This window comes from Rathayibacter sp. AY1H2 (genome assembly GCF_002931985.1).
GTDB lineage: Bacteria > Actinomycetota > Actinomycetes > Actinomycetales > Microbacteriaceae > Rathayibacter.
Genome location: NZ_PSUV01000014.1, coordinates 1 through 24,430, shown reverse-complemented (window position 1 = coordinate 24,430; position 24,430 = coordinate 1). Strand labels below are relative to the sequence as shown.

The following is a 24,430-nucleotide window of genomic DNA, read 5'->3' as shown; positions in this document are numbered from 1 at the left end:
GGCCCGGCTCAGCTGACGCGGCCGAGGTAGTCGCCCGTGCGGGTGTCGACCTTGACCTTCGTGCCCTGCTCGAGGAAGAGCGGGACCTGGATCTGGTAGCCGGTCTCGACCGTCGCGGGCTTGGTGCCGCCGGTCGAGCGGTCGCCCTGGAGGCCCGGCTCCGTGTACGTGATCTCGAGGACGACCGAGGCGGGGAGGTCGATGTAGAGCGGGTCGCCGTCGTGCAGGGCGAGGGTCACGTTCTGGTTCTCGAGCATGAAGTTCGCCGCGTCGCCGACGACCGCCTCGGGGACGGTGATCTGGTCGTAGTCGCTGGTGTCCATGAACACGAAGTCCGCGCCGTCGCGGTAGAGGTACTGGAAGTCGCGGCGGTCGACGTTGGCCGTGTCGATCTTGGCGCCCGCGTTGAAGGTCTTGTCGACGACCTTGCCCGTGAGGACGTTCTTCATCTTGGTGCGGACGAAGGCGCCGCCCTTGCCCGGCTTGACGTGCTGGAAGTCGATGACGTTCCAGAGCTGGCCGTCGATGCTGAGGACGGTGCCGTTCTTGATGTCGGTGGTAGAGGCCATGCGAAGGGGGATCCGTTTCGGTGGAAGTCTGCGCCGGCGAGCCCGGTACGCGGGCGCGGCGATATCGGCCGGTCCGGCTGACCCGTCGAGTGTAGTCGACGCGGCCCCGTCGGCAGAGGAGTCTGGACGCCGCGTGCGAATCGCCCCAACGGCGCCGCCCGGGCTCAGCCGAGTCGGACCTACGATCCGATCTCCTGGTACGCCGCGAACAGCAGCGACGTCTCCGGCCCCTGCAGGATGCTCGGGCGGGCGATGTCGTCGAGGACCACGAAGCGGAGCATGCCCGCACGGGTCTTCTTGTCGCGCTGCATCGCGGCGAGGAGCGTCTCCCACCGTCCGAGCGGGTAGCTCGTCGGCAGGGTCAGCGACTCGAGGACCCGGCGCTGGCGGTCCACGACCGCGTCGCTGAGCGATCCGGTCAGGCGCGAGAGCTCGGCCGCGAACATCATCCCGACGGAGACGGCCGCGCCGTGGCGCCACTGGTAGCGCTCGGCGTGCTCGACCGCGTGCCCGAGGGTGTGCCCGTAGTTCAGGATCTCGCGCAGGCCCTTCTCGGTGAAGTCCTCGCCGACGACCCGCGCCTTGATCCCGATCGACAGTTCGACCAGGCTGCGGAACTCCTCCGACGTCGGGTCCGTGGCCAGGTCGATGTCGGACTCGATGATGTCGAGGATGCGCGGCTCGGCGATCATCCCGTACTTCACGATCTCGCCGAAGCCGGCCAGGATCTCGTTGCGCGGGAGGCTGGTCAGCACGTCGAGGTCGGCGACGACCGCCCGCGGCGCGTGGAAGGCGCCGACGAGGTTCTTGCCCTCGGCCGTGTTGATGCCGGTCTTCCCCCCGACGGCCGCGTCGACCATCCCGAGCACGGTGGTCGGCACCTGCACCAGGTCGACCCCGCGGAGCCAGGTGGCGGCGACGAAGCCGGCCAGGTCGGTGATCGCGCCGCCGCCGAAGCCGACGACCACATCCGTGCGGGTGAAGTCCGACTGCCCCATCACCTGCCAGCAGAAGGCCGCCACCTCCACGCGCTTCGCGGCCTCGGCGTCCGGGACCTCGGCGAGCAGCACCTCGTAGCGCTCGAGCAGGCTCTCGCGGATCTCGGCGGCGAGGACCGCGAGGGTCGGCGGGTGCACGATGAGCACCTTCGCGGCCCGGGGGCCGATCGCGTCGGCGAGGCCGTCGAGGAGTCCGCGCCCGACGTGGATGTCGTAGCCGTTCTCTCCGGCGACGGGGATGGCGGTGGTGCCGTCGTTCATGACTGTCTTCCGCTCGGGCGGCTCGTGGCCGCCGGGTCCGATGGTGCAGGGGTGGCGGAGGGGCGCTGCGCGCGCACCCACTCCGCGATCTCGGCGGCGATCAGCGTGATCGGCCGCCGGGAGGTGTCGACCACGGTGTCCGCGAGGGACTCGTAGACCGGGCGCCGCTCGTCGAAGATGCGGACCCAGTCGCCGACCCCGCCGCGCACCAGCGGGCGGGAGCCGGAGCCGAGCCGGTCGCGGACGGCCTCGGCCGTGGTGGTGAGGAGCACGACAGGGACGTCCGCGAGGTCGGCGCGCGTCGCGGGATCGAGCACCGCTCCCCCGCCGAGGCTCAGCACCACGTCGCGGCGGACGGCGCGCTCGACGACGCGGCGCTCCTCGCGGCGGAAGGCCGGCTCGCCGTGGGCGTCGAAGTAGGGGGCGATCGGGCCGTGGATGCGCACGAACTCCGCGTCGGAGTCGACGAACCCGGCGCTCAGCGCCTTCGCGACCCGCTTGCCGATCGTCGTCTTGCCGGCCCCCATCGGGCCGATCAGGACGAGGCGGGCGCGGGCCGCGCCGGTATCGTGACCCGCCATCAGCGGGCCGCCGAGGACGCGGCCATCAGGCGAGCCCGAGAGCCGGGTCGCTCGCGGCGGCCGTGCGGAGCTCGTCGGGGATGGCGGCGAGGTAGCCCTGCAGGTTGCGGCGGGTCTCGGTGACGCTGTCGCCGCCGAACTTCTCGAGCACGGCGTTCGCGAGCACCAGGGCGACCATCGCCTCCGCGACGACACCGGACGCCGGCACCGCGCAGACGTCGGAGCGCTGGTGGTGAGCGCCGGCTGCCTCGCCGGTGGCGACGTCGACGGTGCGCAGCGCGTGCGGCACGGTCGCGATCGGCTTCATGCCGGCGCGGACCCGCAGCACGGTCCCCGTGCTCATCCCGCCCTCGGTGCCGCCGGCCCGGTCGCTGGACCGGGAGATGCCGGCGGCGGACTGGAAGAGCTCGTCGTGCGCCTCCGAGCCGCGGCGGGTGGTGGTGAGGAAGCCGTCGCCGACCTCGACGCCCTTGATCGCCTGGATCCCCATCAGGGCCGCCGCGAGCTGGGAGTCGAGACGACGGTCCCAGTGCACGTAGGACCCGAGTCCGGGCGGGAGACCGTACGCGAGGACCTCGACCACGCCGCCGAGAGTGTCGCCGTCGTCGTGGGCGCTGTCCACCTCGGCGACCATGAGGGCGCTGGTCGCGGCGTCGTGGCAGCGCAGCGGATCCGCGTCCAGGGCGGCGACGTCGGCCGGGCCGGGCAGCGGCGAGCCCTCGGGCACGCGGACCGGCCCGATGGCGAGGGTGTGGCTGACGAGCGAGACGCCGAGCTCGCCGAGGAAGCGGCGGGCGACGGCGCCGAGGGCGACGCGGGCCGCGGTCTCGCGGGCGGAGGCGCGCTCGAGCACGTTGCGGGACTCGGGGAAGCCGTACTTCTGCATCCCGACGAGGTCGGCGTGGCCCGGGCGGGGCCGTGTGAGCGCGGCGCCGCGGCCCTTGGGCAGGCTCTCGGGGTCACGGGGCTCCGCCGACATGACGTCGACCCAGCGCGGCCACTCCGTGTTGCCGATGCGCAGGGCGATGGGGCTGCCCATCGTCGCTCCGTGCCGGACGCCGGAGGAGATCGTCAGCTCGTCCTGCTCGAAGTTCATCCGGGCTCCGCGGCCGTAGCCGAGCTTCCGGCGCGCCAGATCGGCGCGGATGTCGTCGAGGGAGACGGGGACGCCCGCCGGCAGTCCTTCGAGGACGGCGACGAGTTCGGGACCGTGGGATTCCCCGGCCGTGAGCCAACGGAGCATCCTCCGATTCTGGCACACGAGGTCAGTGCGCCGGACCCGCCGAGACGGCTCGGCGCATCGCCGCGAGCACCTCGTCCTCGCGATCGAGAGGCAGGACCGGGTCGCCGCCGACGAAGATCCGCACCTGCACGAGTGCCTGGTGGAGCAGCATCCCGAGCCCGGAGACGACCGGGGAGCCGCCCTGCTCCCAGCGCCGGGCGAGCGCGCTCGGCCACGGGGAGTACGCCACGTCGAACAGGGTCGAGCCCGCGACCGCCGCGTCGGGCACGTCGAGGCCGTCCGCCGCCCCGCCGGGGAGCGTCGAGATCACCAGTGGCGCTCCGGTGGACCAGTCGGCGAAGGAGCGGACCGAGAGCGGGACGCCGAGCGACTCCGCGAGCGGAGCGAGCTCGACGGCCCTCGACGCCGTCCGCAGGACGAGGTCGACCCGCGCCGCGCCGAGCTCGGCGGCGGCGGCCAGGGCGGAGGCGGCGGTCGCTCCCCCGCCGAGCACCTGGACGCGCTCCGCCGAGACGACGCCCGCCTCGGCGAGGGCGCGCACGATGCCCGCGACGTCGGTGTTGAACCCGCGGAGGCGGGGTGCCGGGCCGGAGCGGTCGACCAGCACGGTGTTGACCGCGCCGGTGACCCGGGCGACCGCGTCCTCCTCCGCCAGCAGCGGTCGCACCGCGTGCTTGAGCGGCATTGTCAGCGACAGTCCGTGCCAGGGCTCACCGGACACGACCTCGGAGAGGGTCGCCTCCGTCGTCTCGACGGCGCGGTAGCTCCAGTCGAGTCCGAGCACCCGGTAGGCGGCCGCGTGCAGCGCGGGCGACTTCGAGTGCGCGATCGGCGCGCCGAGGACCGCGAGGCGGTACCCGGCGGCCGTCACTGGTACTCCGGGTGGTCCCGCATCCAGGCCTGCCACTGGTCGACGGCCGCGTTGTGCTCGGCGTCGGTGGTGGAGTAGACCGTCTCGCCCGTCTCGAGGTTCACCGTGACGAAGTACATCCAGGTGCCGTCCGCGGGGTGCATGACCGCGTCGATCGCCACGTCGCCCGGGTTCGAGATCGGCGCGGGCGGCAGGCCGTCGCGCTGGTAGGTGTTGTAGACGTTGCCGGCGTCGTTCCGCTCGGCGTCCGTGGTCGAGACGCGGTCGGTCGCGCCGGTGCCGTACGCCACGGTCGCGTCCGACTGCAGGCGCCACCCCTGGTCGAGGCGGTTCTGGAACACGCGCGCGACCTTGGGGAAGTCCTCGGCGACGCGGGCCTCGCGCTGCACGAGGGACGCGAACACCACGACGCGGTAGCGGTCGTCCGCCGGCACGCCGGCCTGGTCGAGCGACTGGTACATCCGGTCGACCAGGGTCTTCAGGATGTCGTGCGCCGGCGTCGACGGGTCGATGTCGTAGGTCGCGGGGAACAGGAACCCCTCGAGGCTCGTCGCCCCGGCCGGGAGCCCGAACGAGCCCCAGTCGGCGGCGGCCGCCTCGAGGTCCGTCAGCGCGACCCCGGTACCGTCCGCGATGAGCGGCAGCGCCTCCTTGAGCGCCGTCCCCTCGGGGATGACGAAGGTGTTCGCGAGGCGCGTCGACTCGGAGTCGAGCAGCGCCGACAGTGCGGCCTTGGCGCTCATCTCGGCCTTGAGCGAGTACGCGCCGGGCTGGAAGACGGGCTCCGGGCTCTGGGCGAGGAGCAGGTCGTAGAAGGGGTCGTACGACTTGATGACCCCGTCCGAGACGAGGTTGTTGGCGATGTCGCTGCCGCCGTCGCCCTGGTGGATCGTGAACAGCACCTCGCTCGAGCCGGTGCCGGTGAAGTCGGTCGGCTCGGGCTCGGCGAACAGGCCGCGCACGGGCTCGAGGAAGATCGTGACGGCGATGGCGACGAGCGCGGCGAAGACGCCGAAGGCCAGAAGCCCGCCGATGAGCCCGCGGCGGCTGCGGCGCTTCTTCGCGCCGCCCGTCGCGCGAGCCGCGCGGCGACGCTTCGGGCGCGCGTCCGGGTCGAACGCGGCCGCGTCGTCGCGGCCACGGGGCTCGGGCACGTCGGGCCCGGTGAAGAGGCGGCCCAGCGGATCGTGCGCCTCAGTCGGCGCGGGCTGCTGCTCCGGAGTCGGGTCGGGCGGAGTCGGCTGCGCCTGCTCGGCGGCGCGGGCGTCGCGGCGGCTCGGGGGGACGTCGGTCACGAGGAGGTCCTTCGTTCGGTTCGAGCAGGACCCCGGCCGGGGTGCCGGCCGAGCGCTCGGAATCGATGGCGTGCTGCAGGATCACCACGGCGGCGACCTGGTCGATCACGGCTCTGGAGCCGCGGGTGGTGCGTCCGGAGCGGTGCAGGGCGCTCTGAGCGGTGACCGTCGACAGCCGCTCGTCGACGAGCCGCACCGGAGCGGTGGGCACCGCCTCGGCGAGCAGTCGAGCGAATCCGCGCGCGTCCTCCGTCGAGGCCGTCTCGGCCCCCGACAGCGACAACGGCAGTCCGACGATGATCGCCTGGGCATCGTACTCGGCGGCGAGGTGAGCGATCCGGGAGACGTCCGAGGATCCGCCGTCAGTGCCCGCCCGCGCGACCGTCTCGACGGGCACCGCGAGCAGGCCGTCGGCGTCGCAGCGGGCGACCCCGATGCGGGCACGGCCCACATCGATGCCGAGCCGGACGCCGAACCGGCTCATTCAGCTGGTCGCTTCCTGCACCACGGCCTCGAGCGCCGCGCCGATGGCGGAGACGTCGGAGCCGCCGCCCTGGGCGAGGTCGTCCTTGCCGCCTCCGCCGCCACCGAGGATCCCGGCGGCGCGCCTGGCGAGCGCACCCGCGCGGCGGCCCTGGTCGCGGGCGGCCTGGTTGGTGGCGACGATCACCGCGGGCTTGCCCGAGACGTCGGCGGCGAGCGCGACGACGGCCGGCTCCTGGCCGAGCCGCTCGCGGACGGAGGTCACGAGGGAGCGCAGCTCGTCCGTCGATCCGGCGGAGCCGATGCTCTCGGCGACGACGGTCGTGCCGCCCACGGTGCGGCGGGTCGCGGCGAGGGCGGGCACCCGGTCGGCGAGGGCCTTGGCCTCGAACGCGGCGATCCGCTTCTCAGCGGCCTTGAGGCTCGCGACGAGCTCGCCGATCCGCTCGGGGAGCTGCTCGCGCGGGGTCTTCAGCGAGGACGAGATCGTGCTGACGAGGGCGCGCTCGGCGGCGAGCTCCTGGAAGGCCTCGCGGCCCACGAGCGACTCGACGCGGCGGTTGGTCGATCCGACCGAGGACTCGCTGACCAGGCTGATCACGCCGACCTCGGACGAGCGCCCGACGTGGGTGCCCGCGCAGAGCTCGCGCGACCAGGGCCCGCCGATGTCGACCACGCGGACGACGTCGCCGTACTTCTCGCCGAAGAGGGCCATCGCGCCGAGCGCCTTCGCCTCGTCGATCGGGAGCTCGCGCGTGACGACCTCGAGGTTGTCACGGATCGCCGTGTTGGCGATCTCCTCGATCTCGCTGCGGGTCTCGAGCGAGAGGGCCTGGTTCCACGAGAAGTCCAGGCGCAGGTAGCCCGCCTTGTTGTAGGAGCCGGACTGGTGCGCCTGCGGACCGAGCACCTGGCGCAGCGCGGCGTGGATGAGGTGCGTGCCCGAGTGCGCCTGCGTGGCGCCCCGGCGCCAGTCGCGGTCGACGACGGAGGTGGCGGCGTCGCCCACTCCGACCTCGCCGCTGGCGACCTGGACCTTGTGGCTGATGAGCCCCTTGACGGGCTTCTGCACGTCGAGGACCTCGAGATCGAAGCCGGAGCCGACGATGCGGCCGGCGTCGGCCTCCTGGCCGCCCGACTCCGCGTAGAGGCTGGTCGCCTCGAGGATCACCTCGGCGATGTCGCCCGCGACCGCCTTCGTGACGGAGTGCCCGCCGACGATGAGGCCGAGGATGCGCGTCTCGGTGTCGAGCACGTCGTAGCCGGTGAACAGCGTCTCGCCGTGGGCGCGGAAGTCGGCGTAGACCGAGAGATCGGCCAGCGCCGACTTCTTCGACTTCGCGTCGGCCTTCGCACGCGTGCGCTGCGCGGTCATGAGGGAATCGAACGCCTCGCGGTCGACCGTCAGACCCGACTCCTCGGCGATCTCGAGGGTGAGGTCGATCGGGAACCCGAAGGTGTCGTGCAGGAGGAACGCGGTGTCGCCCGGCAGCGTCGGCGACTCGGCCTTCTTCGTCTTCAGGACCGCGAGGTCGAGGATCTCGGTGCCGGCCGCGAGGGTGCGCAGGAACGCCTCCTCCTCGCCGTAGGCGCTGGTCGAGAGGCGCTCGAACTCCGTGGACACCTCGGGGTAGGCCGACGCCATCGCGTCGCGCGAGGCGGCGAAGAGCTCGGGGAACGTCGCGGTGTCCACTCCGAGCAGGCGCATGGCGCGCACCGTGCGGCGCATGAGGCGGCGGAGGATGTAGCCGCGCCCCTCGTTGGACGGCGTCACGCCGTCCGACAGCAGCATCAGCGAGGAGCGCACGTGGTCGGCGATGACGCGCATGCGGACGTCGTCCTCGTGGACGGCTCCGTAGCGGCGGCCCGAGAGCTCGGCGGCGCGATCGAGGACCGGACGGACCTGGTCGATCTCGTACATGTTCTCGACGCCCTGCTTGAGGAAGGCGACGCGCTCGAGGCCCATGCCGGTGTCGATGTTCTTGCGCGGCAGCTCGCCGAGGATGTCGAAGTCGACCTTGCTCGTGCCCTCGCCGCGGAGGTACTGCATGAAGACGAGGTTCCAGATCTCCACGTAGCGGTCGTCGTCCGTCGCCGGGCCGCCGTCGATCCCGTAGGCGGGGCCGCGGTCGTAGAAGATCTCGGAGCAGGGGCCGGCAGGGCCGGGCTGGCCGGTCGACCAGTAGTTGGTGTCCTTGTCCAGGCGCTGGATGCGCTCGTCCGGCAGTCCCGCGATCGTCTTCCAGAGCGCGATCGCCTCGTCGTCGTCCTTGTAGACGGTGACCCAGAGGTCCTTCTCGTCGAAGCCCAGTCCCCCGTCGCTCTCGGCGCCGGTGAGCAGCTCCCAGGCGTAGCCGATCGCCCCCTCCTTGAAGTAGTCGCCGAAGGAGAAGTTGCCGTTCATCTGGAAGAAGGTGCCGTGACGAGGCGTCTTGCCGACCTCCTCGATGTCGTTGGTGCGGATGCACTTCTGCACGCTGGTCGCACGCGGGTACGGCGCGGGGACCACTCCGGTGAGGTAGGGCACGAACGGCACCATGCCGGCGACGGTGAAGAGGAGGCTCGGGTCCTCGCTCACGAGGGAGGCGGAGGGGACCACGGTGTGGCCGCGGCTCCCGAAGAAGTCGAGCCAGCGGTTGCGGATGTCTGCGGTCTGCATGGGTTCCGTTACGGTTCGGTCGGTGACGACGCGGATGTCGGGCGGCGGGGCGTCAGCCCTCGCCGATGGCGGCCTTCAGTTCGGCCTCGCGCTGGTGGTAGCCCTCGGAGACGGCCTCGCCGAGCTCCTTCGCGGTGCGGTTGAGGTCGGCGAAGAGCCGGGCGCCCGCCTCGGTGCGCGAGACCTGGTGGGCGACCGCGAATCCGAGGCCGATCCCGATGACGATCAGGAGGATGTTCTTCACGGGGTGTCCTTCCACAGCGGCGGGGCGGGCGCGACGGCGCGACGACCCGTTCGATTCTAGGGCGCGGGCGCGGCGCTACTTCGAGCGCGGGCGCTTCGTGCGCTTCGCGGCGGAGCGGCCGACCGCGGCTCCGGCCTTGTCGGCCGTCCGTCCGGCGACGAGCACGGCGCGGACTCCGGCGGTGAAGCCGGCGAGCTTGATGAGCGGACCGCCCACGGTCGCGGCCGTGAGGGCGACGAGCGCGTTGACGTTGCCGGTGACCTCGGCGACGTCCTTGGTGATCGTGTCCACCCGCGCGAGCTGGTGGTTGGCCTCGCGGAGGGTGGAGGCCGACTCGTCGAGGATCGGCGTCAGGCCGTCGCTGGCCTGCTTGATGGCCTCGCTCGTGCTGTCGAAGACGCGCCCGAGCTTCCAGAGCGGGACGGCGGTGATCGCCACCAGGATCGCGAACACCCCCGCGGCGATGAGCCCTGCGATGTCTCCACCGGTCACGGTGACCTCCGTTCGATGCCGCCCAGCGCGGCACTCCAGCCTACCGACGGGCCGCGACAGGGGCGGGCGCTCGGCTCGGGCGCGACGGCCGGATCGGGCGCAGCGCGGGACTCTCGGAGCGCGGCGGGCACTCCGGATCGCGACCCCGGGAACGGGAAAGGCCCCGGTGCGGACACCGGGGCCTTTCTCTGCAGGGCTGGACTCAGCGGGCCGCGTAGTACTCGACGACGAGCTGCACTTCGCAGGTCACGGGGACCTCGGCGCGCTTCGGGCGGCGCAGGAGCGTCGCCTGCAGCTTGTCGATCTCGACCTCGAGGTAGCCCGGGGTCTTGGGGAGGACGTCGACGTGTCCACCGGCGGCGGCGACCTGGAAGGGCTCGGTGCCCTCGGAGCGGGTCTTGACGTGGATGACCTGGCCCGGCTTCACGCGGAAGGAGGGGCGGTCGACCGTCTTGCCGTCCACCATGATGTGGCGGTGGGTGACGAACTGGCGGGCCTGCGCGGTGGTACGGGCGAAGCCCGAGCGCAGGACGAGGGCGTCGAGGCGCATCTCGAGGAGCTCGACCAGGTTCTCACCGGTCAGGCCCTGGGTGCGGCGCGCCTCCTGGAAGGCGATGCGGAGCTGCTTCTCGCGGATGCCGTACTGGGCGCGCAGACGCTGCTTCTCACGCAGGCGGACCGCGTAGTCGGAGTCGGCCTTGCGCTTCGAGCGGCCGTGCTCGCCGGGAGCGTAGGGACGCTTCTCGAGGTAGCGGGCGGCCTTCGGGGTCAGGGGGATGCCGAGGGCGCGCGAGAGGCGCGTCTTCGAGCGGGTACGGGACGTGGTCGACACAGTGGTCCTTCCAAGGTCTGAGAGGTTCGGTCGCAGCTCTCGACCGCCGGCTCCGGGAGGAGTGCGGACGCCGCGGTCGTGTCCTCCGCGGGTGCGGGGGAAGGGTGACCGCAGTGGCGGGCTGCGCGATTCAGAGGGATGCGCTGCTCCGCTCGGCTACAGAGCGGTGGGCAACCTCGCAAGACTATCAGGCCACGGCCTCCCGTGCGGGTCGCGCGAGTTCGCGGTCGGCGCGGTCAGCCCCGGTCGCCGCGGATGATGCGCAGGAGCTTCGCCAGTCGTGCGGAGACGTCGCGCTCGTTGCCGTGCTCGGTGGGCCGGTAGTACCGCGCGCCCTGGAGCGGGTCCGGGAGGTACTGCTGCTCGAGGACGCCGAGGTCGGCGTCGTGCGGGTACCGGTAGCCCTTCCCGTGGCCGAGCTTCTTGGCGCCGGGGTAGTGCGCGTCGCGCAGGTGCGCCGGCACCCGACCCGCGCGGCCCGCGCGCACGTCCGCGATGGCCGCGTCGATGGCGGAGTAGGACGCGTTCGACTTCGGGGCGGTCGCCAGGTGCACGACCGCCTGGGCGAGCGGGATGCGCCCCTCCGGCATGCCGATGAACTGCACGGCGTCGGCCGCGGCGATCGCGACGACGAGCGCCTGCGGGTCGGCCATGCCGATGTCCTCGGACGCGGAGACGATGATGCGGCGGGCGATGAACCGCGGATCCTCCCCCGCCTCGATCATCCGGGCCAGGTAGTGCAGCGCCGCGTCGACGTCCGAGCCCCGGATGGACTTGATGAAGGCGCTGATGACGTCGTAGTGCTCGTCGCCGTTGCGGTCGTAGCGCAGCAGGGCGCGGTCGACGGCGCGCGCGACGACCTCGGTCGTGATCACGGGGAGCGCGGGCTCCTCGGCGGCGGCCTCGACGGGAGCGCCCTCGTCGTCCTCGTCCTCCTCGTCCGGGTCCTCCGCGGCGGCGGCGCGGGCGACCCGGTCGGCCTCGCGGGCCTCCGAGCGGGCGGAGGTGGCGGCGGCCTCGAGCGCGGTCAGCGCCCGCCGGGCGTCTCCGGAGGCGAGCCGCACGATGCTCGCCCGGGCCTCCTCCTCCAGCGTCACCGAGTCGCGCAGACCCCGCTCGTCGTGCAGGGCGCGGTCGACCAGGACGCCCAGGTCGTCGTCGCTGAGCGGCTCGAGGGTCAGCAGGAGCGAGCGCGAGAGCAGCGGCGCGATCACCGAGAACGAGGGGTTCTCGGTCGTGGCCGCGATGAGGATGACCCACCCGTTCTCGACCCCGGGCAGCAGTGCGTCCTGCTGCGCCTTGGTGAAGCGGTGGATCTCGTCGAGGAAGAGCACGGTGGACGTGCCGTAGAGGTCGCGGGTGGAGAGTGCCTCCTCCATCACCTGCCGCACGTCCTTCACGCCCGCCGTGACGGCGGAGAGCTCGACGAAGCGGCGGCCGCTGGAGTGGGCCACCGCCTGCGCGAGCGTGGTCTTGCCCGTGCCTGGAGGGCCCCAGAGGATCACGGACACCGCTCCCCGCTCCCCCGTCGTGTCGGCGGCGAGGGCGACCAGGGGCGAGCCGGGCGTCAGGAGGTGGCGCTGGCCGGCGACCTCCTCGAGGCTGCGCGGCCGCATCCGCACGGCGAGCGGACTCGCCCCGGAGCGGAGTCCGGCCTGCTGCATGGTCATGCCCCCAGCGTAACGACGGCCTCCGACAGAGCCCCGGCCCGACTGCCCGGCGCGACGGAGCGGCGTTTGTCGCGCCTCCGGCGGTTCTCGTAGGCTCGACGCGGCCTGCGTGCGCGGGCCGCCGCGCCGAAGCCGCGCGGACGAGGACGTCGGAGGAACACGTGGCCCAGGGCAAGTCGAACGACCGCGAGGCGCGCACCCGGCTCCGGGCCTACCAGGCCCGTCAGAGCCTCCACCGCTCGAGGCAGAAGCGGCGCGTGCGCGACAACGTGATCGCGGCGATCGCCGCCGTCGTCGTGATCGGGCTCGCGGTCGTCGCCCAGATCCTCTACTTCTCCGGCGGCCCCGGCACCCCGGTCGCCGAGCCGACCTCCTCCTCCTCCGCGACCCCGACGCCCGAGGCGACGGGGTCGAACACCGGCGACGTCCCCTCCTCCGACATCGCCGAGGGCCGCGACTGGACGGGCACGCTCACGATCGGCGAGGACCCGCTGGGCATCACGCTCGCCGGCGCCGCTGCCCCGCAGGCGGTGTCCTCCTTCATCTCGCTGACGCGGTCCGGCTTCTACGACGGCGTCTCCTGCCACCGCCTCACCACGGAGGGCCTCTACGTCCTCCAGTGCGGCGACCCGGACGGCGACGGCACCGGCGGCCCCGGCTACAGCTACGGCCCCGTCGAGAACGCGCCCGAGGACGGCGTCTACCCGGCCGGGACCATCGCGATGGCCCGCCAGGGCGGCAACGGCTACAGCCAGGGAAGCCAGTTCTTCGTCGTCTACCAGGACACGACCCTGCCCGCCGACGCGGCCGGCGGGTACACCGTGCTCGGGCAGGTCACCTCGGGACTCGACGCCCTCGTCAGCGACGTCGTGTCGAAGGGCACGGCCGACGGATCGGGTGACGGCGCCCCCGCCGAGCCCGTGTCCATCACCTCCGTCTCCGTCCAGTAGCCGCACCCGCGGCGTCGTCACGGTCCGCCCGCGCGGGGAGTGCAATAGGCTTGTCGTCACTGCCCGTTCGCGGCCGAGCGCGGTCTTCGGCCCTCCGGCCGTCGAGCCCCACCGGCCGACGACGCGACGGGCACCGAGAAGCACGACATCGAACAGCAAGGTGAGGCTCCGAGCGATGAGTGACCAGCAGCCGTGGGGACGGGTCGGCGACGACGGGACGGTCTACGTCCGCGTCGGCGACGGGGAGCGAGAGGTCGGCCAGTACCCCGATGCGACTCCCGAGGAGGCGCTCGCCTACTACGAGCGCAAGTACACGGAGCTCGCCGGGCAGGTCTCCCTGCTCGAGCAGCGCGCCAAGCGGGGCGCACCCGCCGGAGACGTCGCCCGGACGGTGCAGTCGCTGTCCGCGGCCATCGCGCAGGCCAACGCGGTCGGCGACCTCGAGTCGCTGCAGACCCGGGTCGACGCGCTGAGCGGTTCCGTCGAGGATCTGACCGAGCAGCAGGCGGCCGAGTCGAAGGCCGCGCTGTCCGAGGCCCTCGCCTACCGCGAGGCGATCGTCGCCGAGGCCGAGGCCCTGGCGGCGGTCGACCCGGCGAAGACGCAGTGGAAGCAGGCCAGCGCCGCGATCGACGACCTCTTCGCCCGCTGGCAGAACCACCAGCAGCAGGGCCCGCGCCTGCCCAAGAACGACGCGAACGAGCTGTGGCGCCGGTTCCGCGGTGCGCGCACCACGATCGAGCAGAACCGCAAGGCGTTCTTCGCCGACCTCGACTCCGCGCACCGCGAGGCCAAGCAGGCCAAGCAGGCGCTCATCGATCAGGCCGAGGCGCTGGTGCCCCAGGGCGCCGACGCCATCCCGGACTACCGCGCGCTCCTCGAGCGCTGGCGGGTCGCCGGCCGTGCCGGCAAGCGGTTCGACGACGCGCTCTGGGCGCGCTTCAAGGCCGCCGGCGACGCGATCTACGGCGCCAAGGCCGAGATCGTCGCGCAGGAGAGCGTCGAGTACACCGAGAACCTCGACCTCAAGCTCGCCCTCCTCGAGGAGGCGGAGCCGCTCCTGCAGGAGCAGGACCGCGAGAAGGCCAAGCGGGTGCTGCTCTCGATCCAGGAGCGCTGGGACGCCGTCGGCCGCGTGCCGCGCGAGCAGGTGCGCACCGTCGAGGACCGTCTCCGCAAGGTCGAGGCGCACGTCCGCAAGCTCGACGAGGAGCACTGGAACCGCAGCAACCCGGAGCGCAAGGCCCGCTCCGAGGGTCTGGCCTCGCAGCTGACCGCCGCGATCCAGAAGCTCCAGGACGAGCTCGACGAGGCGAAGGCGCGCGGCGACCGCGACGCGATCGCCCAGGCTCAGGAGGCGCTCGACGCCCGCAAGGTCTGGCTCGACGCGATCGGCTAGACCCGCGCCGGCGGATCCATCCACAGATCCGCTCGCGACGCTCCGGAGGGGAGGCGCATCGGCCAGCATGGCCGGATGCGCCTCCCCTCCGTGCTCCTCCCCGGGCACCTCCCTCTCGCGGAGCTGTGCGCCGCCCGCCTCGACGGCGAGCTGGTCGCGCTCGACGAGGGCTTCCTCGTCGCGGACCTGCCCCTGGGGGCGTCCGAGCGGGCCGCCTCCCTGCGCTCGCTGCTCCCCCGCGGCGCCGTCGCCGATCGTCTCTCCGCCGCGTGGGTGCACGGAGCGATGCACCGTCCGCCGCGGGTGCACAGCGCCTCGATCGACCGGCGGAAGCGCCGGCAGGCGCCGTCGAACCCCCGCCTGCGCTGCCACGAGGTCCTGCTCGACGAGGACGACGTCGTCCTCCTCGGCGGCGCGCCGGTCACGTCGCCTGCTCGCACGCTGATCGACCTCGCCCGGACGGAGGACGCGGGCGCGATCCTCCGAGCGCTCTCTCGGAGCACCCGGACCGGCCTCGACGCCGTCCTCGCGAGGCTGGAGGAGGGCAGCGCCGTCGCGGGACGGAGGATCGTCGGACGACGGCTGCGGGCGGCGCTCGGCGAGGCGCCGCCCGGGGATCAGCCCCCGTTCACCCGGTAGACGTCGTAGACGGCGTCGATCCGGCGCACGGCGTTCAGCACGCGGTCCAGGTGGGTGGTGTCGCCCATCTCGAAGACGAACCGGCTGATCGCCAGCCGGTCGCTCGAGGTGGAGACCGTCGCCGAGAGGATGTTGACGTGGTGCTCCGAGAGCACGCGCGTCACGTCGCTCAGCAGGCCCGAGCGGTCCAGCGCCTCGACCTGGATCTGCACGAGGAAGATACTCTTGGAGGACGGCGCCCACTCGACGTCGACGATCCGCTCCGGCTCCTTCAGCAGCTCCTGCACGTTGTGGCAGTTCGCCTGGTGCACGGAGACGCCGGCTCCCCGCGTCACGAATCCGACGATCTGGTCGCCTGGAACCGGGGTGCAGCACTTCGCGAGCTTCACGAGGATGTCCGGCGCGCCCTTCACGAGGACGCCCGACTCGCTGCTCCGGCTCCGCGGCCGGGGCGAGCGCGGGAGGGTGACCTCGTTCTCGTCCGACTCCGGATCGCCCTGGATGGAGGATACGACCTTCTCGAGCACCGACTGGGTCGAGACGTGGCCCTCGCCGACGGCCGCGTAGAGCGCCTCGACGTCGTTGTAGCGCAGCTGGCTGGCCACCTCGGTGAAGGTGTCCTGGCTCATCAGCTTCTGCAGCGGCAGGTTCTGCTTCCGCATCGCCCGGGCGATGGAGTCCTTGCCCTGCTCGATCGCCTCGTCGCGCCGCTCCTTGGTGAACCACTGCCGGATCTTGTTGCGGGCCCGCGGGCTCTGCACGAAGTGGAGCCAGTCCTGGCTCGGTCCCGAGTCGGGGTTCTTCGAGGTGAAGACCTCGACCACGTCGCCCGTCGTCAGAGCCGACTCCAGCGGCACGAGGCGCCCGTTGACCTTGGCGCCCATCGTCCGGTGCCCGACCTCGGTGTGCACCGCGTAGGCGAAGTCGACCGGGGTCGCACCGGTCGGCAGGCCGATCACGCGTCCCTTCGGGGTGAAGACGTAGACCTCCTTGGCGCCGATCTCGAAGCGGAGGGAGTCGAGGAACTCGTTCGGGTCTGTGGTCTCCGACTGCCAGTCCGAGAGGTGCGCGAGCCAGGCGAGGTCGGTGTCGTTCGATCCGGAGGTGGGCACCTTGCCGGTGGCCATCTGCTCCTTGTACTTCCAGTGCGCCGCGATGCCGAACTCCGCGTGCTGGTGCATCTCGTTGGTGCGGATCTGGATCTCGACCGCACGCCCCTTCGGCCCGACGACCGTCGTGTGCAGCGACTGGTAGAGGTTGAACTTCGGAGTGGCGATGTAGTCCTTGAACCGGCCCGGCATCGGCGTCCAGCGGGCGTGGATCGAGCCGAGCACGGCGTAGCAGTCGCGCACCGAGTTCACGAGGACGCGGATGCCGACCAGGTCGTAGATCTCGTCGAACTCGCGACCGCGGACGACCATCTTCTGGTAGATCGAGTAGTACTGCTTCGGCCGGCCGACGACGCGACCGCGGATCCGCCCGGCCCGCAGGTCCTCGCTGATCAGGTCGATGACGTTCTGCACGAACTCCTCGCGCTGCGGCGTCCGCCGCTTCACCAGGCTCTCGATCTCGTTGTAGATCTTGGGGTAGAGCACCGCGAAGGACAGGTCCTCGAGCTCCCACTTGATGGCCTGGATGCCGAGGCGGTGCGCCAGCGGCGCGTAGATCTCGAGGGTCTCGGTGGCCTTGCGGGCCGCGGACTCGGCGGGGACGAAGCCCCAGGTCCGCGCGTTGTGAAGGCGGTCGGCGAGCTTGATGATCAGGACGCGGATGTCCTTCGACATCGCCACGATCATCTTGCGGACGGTCTCGGCCTGCGCGCTGTCGCCGTACTTGACCTTGTCGAGCTTGGTGACGCCGTCGACGAGCATCGCGACCTCGTCGCCGAAGTCCGCGCGGAGCTCGTCGAGCTGGTAGTCGGTGTCCTCGACGGTGTCGTGCAGCAGCGCGGCGGCGATCGTCTTCGAGCCGATGCCGAGGTCGGCGAGGATCTGCGCGACGGCCAGCGGATGCGTGATGTAGGGCTCGCCGCTGCGGCGCTTCTGGTTCGCGTGCGCCCGCTCCGCGACCGAGTACGCGCGCTCGATGAGCGCGATGTCGCTCTTGGGGTGGTGCATCCGGACGGTGCGGACGAGGGTGTCGACAGCACCGGAGGGCTGCGCGCGCGAGAAGATCCGCGGGACCAGTCTGCGCAGGGCAGCGGTCGAGGACGTCGTCGTCGTTTCCGTCACGCGAGGATCTCCATCGCCCCATTATCGCCCGTGCGGACGGCGCCGATGACCGTTCCGCCCGGGGCGGACGGCGCCGGCGTCAGCCGATGCGTCCCGGGCGCCCCTCGCCGTCGACCACGTCGCCGCCCGCCGCGGCCCAGGCGGTCATGCCGGCGTCGACGTTGGCGACCTCGTAGCCGGCGCCGTCGAGGGCCTGCGTCACCATCGCGGAGCGGACTCCGGAGTGGCAGACCACCAGGATCGCCGTGTCGGCCGGGAGCTCGTCCTGCCGGGCGCCGATCTCCCCCATCGGGATGTGGTGGGCGGCCGGAGCATGCCCCGCCGCCCACTCGTGCGGCTCCCGGACGTCGAGCAGCCAGACCTCGTCGCGCTCGACGAGTCCGACGGCGTCGGCCGCCGTGACCTGTGCGTAGTCGGCCACGGCTCAGCCCTGCACGGCCGGCGCGGCCGGAGCGGTCGCCTTCGCCCGGGCCGACTCCACGCGCTTGTCGTGCTTGGAGATCTCGGGCTCCCGGCTGCGCAGCTGGGCGTACAGCGGCGCCGCGACGAAGATCGTCGAGTACGTGCCGACGATGATGCCGATCAGCAGGGCGAGCGAGATGTCGCGGAGCGTGCCCGCGCCGAGGACGAACGCGCCGATCACGAGGATCGCGGCCACCGGGAGGGCGGCGACGATCGAGGTGTTGATGGAGCGCACGAGAGTCTGGTTCTCGGCCAGGTTCACCGTCTCGGAGAAGGTGCGGGTCGTGCTGCCGAGCGCCTCCACGGTGTTCTCGCGGATCTTGTCGAAGACCACGACCGTGTCGTAGAGCGAGTAGCCGAGGATCGTCAGCAGTCCGATCACCGCCGCCGGCGACACCTCGGTGCCGGTGATGCCGTAGACGCCCGCCACGATCACGAGGTCGTGCAGGAGCGCGACGATCGCCGCGAGCGACATCTTCCAGGTGCGGAAGTACGCCCACATGGCCAGGGCCGCGAGGACCACGAAGATCACCAGGCCGCGCAGGGCCTGCTGGGTCACGTCGTTGCCCCACGCCGCTCCGATGAAGGAGGAGGCGACCTGGTCGGTGGGCACGTCGTAGGCCTCCGACAGGGCGTTCCGCACCGCGGTCGACTCGTCGGTCGAGAGCTGGCCGGTCTGCACGCGGATGGAGTCGTCGCCGACGATGGACACGCGCGGCACGGTCTCCGGAGCGACCGAGGTCACCGCGTCCGTCGCCGTCGCCTGCTCGAGGCTCGACGGCGCGGACACCGTGAACTGCGAGCCGCCGGTGAACTCGATGCCGAAGTTGAAGCCGCCGCGGGCGACCGTCCCGAGCAGCGTGATCAGGATCAGGGCGAGCGAGACGAGGTACCACGTGCGGCGCCGGCCGACGAAGTCGATCGATCGCGCACCGGTGTAGAGGTCGTTTCCGAACTGCGAGAAGCTGGCCATCACGCGTCCTTCCCGTTCGAGTCGTTGGAGTCGCGCAGGCCGGCCGCCTCGGCGGCCTTCCGCTCGGCGATGGTCTGGCGCTTGGCCGCCTCACGAGACGCGGAGGCGCGCTTGCCGGCGACCACCTGGTCCTGCGGACGGAAGGCGGCACGGCCGCGGTAGACGGCCCCGAGCGCCCGGGGATCCAGGCCCGACGCCTTGTGCCCCTCGGCGAAGAACGGTCTCGTGGCCATCAGCTGCAGGATCGGGTGGGTGAACAGCGCCACCACGATCAGGTCGATGATCGTCGTGATCCCGAGGGTGAGCGCGAAGCCGCGGACACTGCCGACGGCGAGGAGGAAGAGGACCACCGCGGCGAGCAGGTTCACCATGTCGGACGCGAAGATCGTGCGCAGCGCGCGCCGCCAGCCGGACTCGACGGCGGACTCGAGGCCGCGTCCGTCGCGGAGCTCGTCGCGGATGCGCTCGAAGTACACGATGAACGAGTCGGCCGTGATGCCGATCGCGACGATGAGACCCGCGACTCCTGCGAGCGAGAGGCGCAGTCCCTCCCGCCAGGACAGCAGCGTGACGACGAGGTAGGTGACGATCGCCGCGACGAGCAGCGAGGCGATCGTGACGGCTCCGAGCACGCGGTACTGCGCGATGGAGTAGACGATGACGAGGATCAGGCCGATGAGGCCGGCGAGCAGGCCGCTGGCGAGCTGGGCGGAGCCGAGCGTCGCCGAGATGCTGTCCGAGCTCTGGACCTGGAAGCCGATCGGCAGCGCGCCGTACTTGAGCTGGTCGGCGAGCGTCTTCGACGACTCCTGGGTGAAGGAGCCCGAGATCTGCGCGTTGCCGTCGGTGATGGCGGCGTTCGTCGACGGGGCCGAGATGACCCGGCCGTCGAGGACGATCGCGAACTGGTTCTGCGCACCCTGCAGCGCCACGAGGCGCGAGGTCACGTCGCCGAAGGCCTGCGTGCCCTGGTCGTCGAACGAGAGGTTGACGGCCCAGGTGCCGGTGCTGGCGCCGGAGGAGGTCGTCATCAGGCCGTTCGAGGCGTCCGAGATGTCCTCGCCGGTGATCTCCACCGGGCCGAGGACGTACTTCACCGTCCCGCTGTCGTCGCAGGTGATGAGCGGCTGGTCGGCCGGGGCGAGGTTCGGGTCCTGGCCGTTGAGGTACGCGCAGTCGAACGAGGTGTACTGGGCCTCGAGCGCCGGCGTGAGGTAGGCGAGGTCGCTCGCGTTCGTCGGCGAGGCGGTCGGCTCCGTCGCGAGCGACGGGTCGACGGGCGTCGGCGTGGGCGAGGACGTCGCGTCGCCGCCGACCGAGCTGTTGGTGGCCTGGCTCGCGACGAGGACCGGGCGGAAGTCGAGCTTCGCCGAGGCCTCGATGCGCTGGAGCGTCTCGTCGTCGGGCGTGCCGGGGATCGAGACGACGATGTTGCTCGAGCCCTGGGTCGTGATCTCGGCCTCGGAGACGCCGGACGCGTCGATGCGCTGGCGGATGATCGAGACGGCCTGCGTCAGCTGCTCCGACGAGACGGTGTCGCCGTCGTTCAGCTGCGGCTGCAGGACGATCTGCGTGCCGCCCTCGAGGTCGAGGGCGAGCTTCGGCGTCCAGGAGCCGCCGCCCCAGAGGACGGCCGCCGTGTTGAGTCCGACGAGAGCGAGGATCAGGACACCGAGCCAGCTCAGGGAGCGGCGGGCCTTCCGGACGGGGGTTGATGCGGCCACCCAGGGCTCAGCTTTCTCTTCGGTCGACGGTGATCGGCCCGGGGTCGCCCGGGCGTGGAGAAGGGCGGGCGGGCGCCGATGCGCCCGGCCCGACCAGGAGACTACTGCGCGTCGGGGCGGCGGTCGCGCTCGACCGGGTCCACCAGCGGGTCGCGGTGCGCGGAGTCGCGCTCGCCGAACTCGGGCGAGCCGGTCGCGGTCAGCGGGTCGGCCTCGTCCTCGGTGTCGACGGCGACGGCGTTCTCGCTCGGGTCGATGAGGCGGGCGATCGCCTGACGGTGGATGGTCAGCAGCGTGCCGGGGGTCGACTCGATGACGATCTTGTTCGCCTCGTCGTCGATCGACACGACGGTGCCGAAGAGGCCGGAGCCGGTCATGAGCTCCACCCCCGGCTGGAGGTTGTTCTTCATGCTCTCCGCGTCGCGCTGGCGCTTCTTGTTGTTGCGGAACATGAAGATGATCATCACGGCGAGCAGCAGGACGAGCAGGATGATCGTCGGATCCATGGGTGGGCCTTCCGGAGTGGATGGGCGATCCGCCGCGCGGCCTCAGGTCGAGGCGGAGCGGATCGAGCGGCCCGTCGGGCCTAGAGAATCATAGATCATCGGGGAACAGGGGCGGCTGAGCCGCCGTCCCCCGGGGGTCGATGCCGAAGTGGCGGTAGGCGGCGGGGGTCGCCACGCGGCCGCGCGGCGTCCGGGTCAGCAATCCGATCCGCACGAGGAACGGCTCGACGACGGCCTCGACCGTCTCCGCCTCCTCCCCCACCGACACGGCGAGGGTGTTCAGGCCGACCGGCCCGCCGTCGAAGCGGGTCAGCACGATCTCCATCACCGCGCGGTCGAGCCGGTCGAGTCCGAGCGCGTCGACGTCGTAGAGCTCCAGCGCCGCGCGGACGGCGGTCACGTCGGCCCGTCCGCCGTGGACCAGGGCGAAGTCCCGCACCCGCCGGAGCAGGCGGTTGGCGATGCGCGGGGTGCCTCGGCAGCGGCCGGCGATCTCGGCGATCGCGTCCGCGTCGATGTCGAGCTCGAGCAGCCGTGCCGCCCGGGCGAGCACCTGCCGCAGCTCGTCCTCCGCGTAGAACTCGAGGTGCGCGGTGAAGCCGAAGCGGTCGCGGAGCGGATTGGGCAGCAGGCCGGAGCGGGTCGTGGCGCCGACGAGCGTGAACGGGGCGAGATCCAGCGGGACGGACGTCGCTCCCGCCCCCTTGCCGACCATGATGTCGATCCGGAAGTCCTCCATCGCGAGGTAGAGCATCTCCTCCGCGGAGCGCGCCATGCGGTGGATCTCGTCGATGAAGAGGATCTCGCCGGGCAGCAGCGAGGAGAGGACGGCGGCGAGGTCGCCCGCGTGCTGGATCGCGGGGCCGCTGGAGAGCCGCAGGGGCGAGGAGCTCTCCTCCGCCACGATCATCGCGAGGGTCGTCTTGCCGAGACCGGGCGGGCCCGCCAGGAGGATGTGGTCCGGGGTCCGGCCCTGCATGGCCGCGGCCTTGAGCAGCAGCTCGAGCTGGCCGCGCACCTTGCGCTGGCCGACGAACTCGCTGAGGTTCCTGGGCCGCAGAGCGCCCTCGAAGGCGACCTCGGCCTCCGATGCGACCTCGGCGCCCAGCACCTCGTCGCTCACGAGCGGGCCGCCGGACCGAGGCGGGCGAGGGCGAGCCGGAGCAGCGCCTGCACGTTCGCGGCGTCGGAGGCCTGCGCGTCGAGCAGGATCTCGTCGACCACATCGGCCGCGGTGCGCTCGGGCCAGCCCAGGCCGACGAGCGCCGCGAGCACGTTCTGCGCGGCGGTGGCGGCGGGACCGGAGCCGCGGGCGGCGCGCGGACGGACGGTCACCTTGCCGGCGAGCGACAGGATGATCAGCTTGGCCGTCTTCGGGCCGATGCCGCTGACCTTCCGGAACACCCCGTCGTCCTCGTCGGCGACCGCCTGCGCGATCCGGTCCGGCTCGACCGCGCCGAGCACGCCGAGGGCGGACTTCGGGCCGACGCCGGTCACGCCGATCAGCAGCTCGAAGATCTCGAGCTGCTCCTCGTCGGGGAAGCCGTAGAGGGTGAGCGAGTCCTCGCGGACGACGAGCACGGTGCTGACCGTGGTCTCGTCGCCGACGCGCATCTCGAGCGCGTGCTGCGGGGTCACGTTCACCGCGTAGCCGACGCCGTGGACGTCGAGGACGGCGAGGCTCCCGCGGGCGGAGAGGACGGTGCCGCGGAGGGAGGATATCACCGCGTCAGTCTAGATGCTCGAACAGGCGTTCGACTCGCGGCCTCGGCGGCGCGCCACGCCCGCTGCGCTGCTGTGCCGCCCGCCGCTCCGTCGGCACCGGCTCCCGCCGACCCGGAGGACGGCGTGAGAGGCGCCCGCCAGGCGTGGCAGACGGCCAGGGCGAGGGCGTCGGCCGCGTCGGCCGGCCGCGGCGGGGCGTCGAGCCGGAGGACGCGCTGGATCATCGCGGTGACCTGGCGCTTGTCCGCGGCTCCGTAGCCGGTGACGGCGGCCTTCACCTCGCTCGGCGTGTGCATCCCGACTGGGAGCCCGCGCCGGGCCGCCGCGACGAGGGCGACGCCGCTGATCTGCGCGATGCCCATCACGGTGCTGACGTTGTTCTGCGCGAAGACCCGCTCGATCGCGACGGCGTCGGGGCGGTGCTCGTCGAGCAGCGCCTCGAGCCCGTCGCCCAGGGCCAGCAGGCGGCGCTCCAGCGCGTCGTCGGGCGGTGTCCGGAGGACCGTCACGTGCACGAGGGTCGCGTGGCGGTCGCGCGAGACGTCGACGATGCCGACGCCGCAGCGGGTGAGCCCGGGGTCGATCCCGAGGACGCGCATCAGGCCGCCCTCCGGGATCGGGCCGGGCTCACCGCGTCACTCCTCGTTCTCGAGCTCGGCGCGCACCTCTGCCGTGATGTCGAGGTTGGTGTAGACGTTCTGCACGTCGTCCGAGTCCTCGAGCGCGTCGATCAGGCGGAAGACCTTGCGAGCTGTCTCGGCGTCGGCCTCGACCTGGAGGGAGGCGACGAACTCGATGTCGGCGGAGTCGTAGTCGATGCCCGCCTCCTGCAGGGCCGAGCGGGCCGGGACGAGCTCGCTCGGCTCGACGCGGACCTCGAAGCTTTCGCCGTGGTCGAGCACGTCGTCGACACCGAAGTCGAGGACCGCGCCGAGCACGTCGTCCTCGGTGACGCTCTCTCCGTGGGGCACGGAGATGACGCCCTTGCGCGCGAAGTTGTACGCGACGCTGCCCGGGTCGGCCATGGTGCCGCCGTTGCGGGTCATCGCGGTGCGGACGTCCGCCGCGGCGCGGTTCTTGTTGTCGGTGAGGCACTCGACGAGCAGGGCGATGCCGTTGGGGCCGTAGGCCTCGTACATGATCGTCGTGTAGTCGATGACCTCGCCGGTGAGGCCGGCACCCCGCTTGATCGCGCGGTCGATGTTGTCGTTCGGCACCGAGGTCTTCTTCGCCTTCTGCACGGCGTCGACGAGCGTCGGGTTGCCGGAGAGGTCGGCGCCGCCGATCTTGGCGGCCACCTCGATGTTCTTGATCAGCTTGGCGAAGGACTTCGCGCGGCGCGAGTCCTTGATCGCCTTCTGGTGCTTGGTCGTGGCCCACTTGGAATGCCCGGACACGGTTCTCCCTCGGAAATCTCGTTGCGTGCGGCCCCCGAGGGCGCCGCTGATGGCAGGGGCCAGTCTATTCGAGAGCCGGTCCGCGCCCGTCTCGGCCCGAGCACCGAGCCTTCCGCGCCCGTCTCGCCGGCGACGAGCCGCCCTCCCCACGCGCCCCCGCACCGCCGAACGCACGGTCCGCGTCCCAGCGGATCGCGCTAGGCGGACGAGACCCGCTCCACCCACC

The 24,430-nt window shown here is 72.1% G+C and carries 23 protein-coding genes and 1 pseudogene; 3 read left to right on the top strand and 21 right to left on the bottom strand.

Annotated features, from left to right (window positions below; translation table 11 throughout):
- Nucleotides 1-8: 8 nt before the first annotated feature.
- The 12 genes and pseudogenes from efp to C5C29_RS11150 all read right to left on the bottom strand — a co-directional run bounded on the left by efp (nucleotide 9) and on the right by C5C29_RS11150 (nucleotide 12,198).
- A complete protein-coding gene (efp, locus tag C5C29_RS11205; RefSeq protein WP_068210208.1) occupies nucleotides 9-569 on the bottom strand; it encodes an elongation factor P in 561 nt (186 codons plus the stop codon).
- A gap of 179 nt (nucleotides 570-748) precedes the next feature.
- Nucleotides 749-1,828, bottom strand: a complete 1,080-nt coding sequence (aroB, locus tag C5C29_RS11200) for a 3-dehydroquinate synthase (protein WP_104224752.1) — start codon at nucleotides 1,826-1,828, stop codon at nucleotides 749-751.
- The gene (locus tag C5C29_RS11195; RefSeq protein WP_104224753.1) at nucleotides 1,825-2,409 is read right to left on the bottom strand and encodes a shikimate kinase; all 585 of its coding nucleotides are present in this window, start codon (nucleotides 2,407-2,409) and stop codon (nucleotides 1,825-1,827) included. The genes aroB and C5C29_RS11195 overlap by 4 nt, the downstream gene beginning before the upstream one ends.
- A 25-nt stretch (nucleotides 2,410-2,434) precedes the next feature.
- Entirely contained in the window at nucleotides 2,435-3,652 is a 1,218-nt protein-coding gene (aroC, locus tag C5C29_RS11190) for a chorismate synthase (protein WP_104308391.1), read from the bottom strand.
- 22 nt (nucleotides 3,653-3,674) lie between these two features.
- Nucleotides 3,675-4,523 carry a shikimate dehydrogenase gene (locus C5C29_RS11185; protein ID WP_258059240.1) on the bottom strand — a complete coding sequence of 283 codons (849 nt, stop codon included), beginning with the start codon at nucleotides 4,521-4,523 and terminating at the stop codon, nucleotides 3,675-3,677.
- The gene (mltG, locus tag C5C29_RS11180) at nucleotides 4,520-5,818 is read right to left on the bottom strand and encodes an endolytic transglycosylase MltG (protein WP_181065474.1); all 1,299 of its coding nucleotides are present in this window, start codon (nucleotides 5,816-5,818) and stop codon (nucleotides 4,520-4,522) included. Before mltG ends, C5C29_RS11185 begins: the two co-directional genes overlap by 4 nt.
- Before the next feature lie 10 nt (nucleotides 5,819-5,828).
- Nucleotides 5,829-6,302 (bottom strand): annotated as a pseudogene (gene ruvX / locus C5C29_RS11175) (Holliday junction resolvase RuvX); the annotation flags it as partial.
- Entirely contained in the window at nucleotides 6,303-8,960 is a 2,658-nt protein-coding gene (gene alaS, locus C5C29_RS11170) for an alanine--tRNA ligase (protein ID WP_104224757.1), read from the bottom strand.
- Between the two features lie 52 nt (nucleotides 8,961-9,012).
- Complete coding sequence (locus tag C5C29_RS11165; protein WP_104224758.1) at nucleotides 9,013-9,204, bottom strand: hypothetical protein; 192 nt, start codon at nucleotides 9,202-9,204, stop codon at nucleotides 9,013-9,015.
- 75 nt (nucleotides 9,205-9,279) lie between these two features.
- Nucleotides 9,280-9,696, bottom strand: a complete 417-nt coding sequence (locus tag C5C29_RS11160) for a DUF948 domain-containing protein (RefSeq protein ID WP_104224759.1) — start codon at nucleotides 9,694-9,696, stop codon at nucleotides 9,280-9,282.
- Nucleotides 9,697-9,898: 202 nt separating this feature from the next.
- Nucleotides 9,899-10,528, bottom strand: a complete 630-nt coding sequence (rpsD, locus tag C5C29_RS11155) for a 30S ribosomal protein S4 (protein ID WP_068210518.1) — start codon at nucleotides 10,526-10,528, stop codon at nucleotides 9,899-9,901.
- A 236-nt stretch (nucleotides 10,529-10,764) separates the two neighbouring features.
- Complete coding sequence (locus C5C29_RS11150) at nucleotides 10,765-12,198, bottom strand: replication-associated recombination protein A (protein WP_104224760.1); 1,434 nt, start codon at nucleotides 12,196-12,198, stop codon at nucleotides 10,765-10,767.
- 161 nt (nucleotides 12,199-12,359) lie between these two features.
- On the opposite strand from C5C29_RS11150, the gene C5C29_RS11145 reads away from it, so the two are divergent.
- The 3 genes from C5C29_RS11145 (at nucleotide 12,360) to C5C29_RS11135 (ending at nucleotide 15,186) form a co-directional block, all read left to right on the top strand.
- Nucleotides 12,360-13,148, top strand: a complete 789-nt coding sequence (locus C5C29_RS11145; RefSeq protein ID WP_104224761.1) for a peptidylprolyl isomerase — start codon at nucleotides 12,360-12,362, stop codon at nucleotides 13,146-13,148.
- A 175-nt stretch (nucleotides 13,149-13,323) separates the two neighbouring features.
- Nucleotides 13,324-14,547, top strand: a complete 1,224-nt coding sequence (locus tag C5C29_RS11140; protein ID WP_104224762.1) for a DUF349 domain-containing protein — start codon at nucleotides 13,324-13,326, stop codon at nucleotides 14,545-14,547.
- Between the two features lie 75 nt (nucleotides 14,548-14,622).
- Entirely contained in the window at nucleotides 14,623-15,186 is a 564-nt protein-coding gene (locus C5C29_RS11135; RefSeq protein WP_104224763.1) for a type IV toxin-antitoxin system AbiEi family antitoxin, read from the top strand.
- Here the strand turns inward: C5C29_RS11135 and C5C29_RS11130 are convergent.
- From C5C29_RS11130 to C5C29_RS11090, 9 genes are all read right to left on the bottom strand, one after another.
- Nucleotides 15,165-17,417, bottom strand: coding sequence for a bifunctional (p)ppGpp synthetase/guanosine-3',5'-bis(diphosphate) 3'-pyrophosphohydrolase (locus C5C29_RS11130; protein WP_104224764.1), 2,253 nt, complete (start codon nucleotides 17,415-17,417; stop codon nucleotides 15,165-15,167). The two genes, C5C29_RS11135 and C5C29_RS11130, sit on opposite strands and share 22 nt — an antisense overlap.
- Nucleotides 17,418-17,496: 79 nt before the next feature.
- A complete protein-coding gene (locus tag C5C29_RS11125; RefSeq protein WP_104224765.1) occupies nucleotides 17,497-17,838 on the bottom strand; it encodes a rhodanese-like domain-containing protein in 342 nt (113 codons plus the stop codon).
- Between the two features lie 3 nt (nucleotides 17,839-17,841).
- The gene (gene secF / locus C5C29_RS11120) at nucleotides 17,842-18,852 is read right to left on the bottom strand and encodes a protein translocase subunit SecF (protein ID WP_104224766.1); all 1,011 of its coding nucleotides are present in this window, start codon (nucleotides 18,850-18,852) and stop codon (nucleotides 17,842-17,844) included.
- On the bottom strand, nucleotides 18,852-20,576 hold the full coding sequence (gene secD, locus C5C29_RS11115; protein WP_104224767.1) for a protein translocase subunit SecD: 1,725 nt from the start codon (nucleotides 20,574-20,576) through the stop codon (nucleotides 18,852-18,854). The genes secF and secD overlap by 1 nt, the downstream gene beginning before the upstream one ends.
- A gap of 101 nt (nucleotides 20,577-20,677) precedes the next feature.
- On the bottom strand, nucleotides 20,678-21,082 hold the full coding sequence (yajC, locus tag C5C29_RS11110; protein ID WP_104224768.1) for a preprotein translocase subunit YajC: 405 nt from the start codon (nucleotides 21,080-21,082) through the stop codon (nucleotides 20,678-20,680).
- Nucleotides 21,083-21,170: 88 nt separating this feature from the next.
- A complete protein-coding gene (gene ruvB, locus C5C29_RS11105) occupies nucleotides 21,171-22,205 on the bottom strand; it encodes a Holliday junction branch migration DNA helicase RuvB (protein WP_104224769.1) in 1,035 nt (344 codons plus the stop codon).
- The gene (ruvA, locus tag C5C29_RS11100) at nucleotides 22,202-22,807 is read right to left on the bottom strand and encodes a Holliday junction branch migration protein RuvA (protein WP_104225337.1); all 606 of its coding nucleotides are present in this window, start codon (nucleotides 22,805-22,807) and stop codon (nucleotides 22,202-22,204) included. Before ruvA ends, ruvB begins: the two co-directional genes overlap by 4 nt.
- Nucleotides 22,804-23,406, bottom strand: a complete 603-nt coding sequence (gene ruvC, locus C5C29_RS11095; protein WP_104224771.1) for a crossover junction endodeoxyribonuclease RuvC — start codon at nucleotides 23,404-23,406, stop codon at nucleotides 22,804-22,806. Before ruvC ends, ruvA begins: the two co-directional genes overlap by 4 nt.
- Nucleotides 23,407-23,442: 36 nt before the next feature.
- Nucleotides 23,443-24,204, bottom strand: a complete 762-nt coding sequence (locus tag C5C29_RS11090) for a YebC/PmpR family DNA-binding transcriptional regulator (RefSeq protein WP_104224772.1) — start codon at nucleotides 24,202-24,204, stop codon at nucleotides 23,443-23,445.
- Nucleotides 24,205-24,430 lie beyond the last annotated feature (226 nt).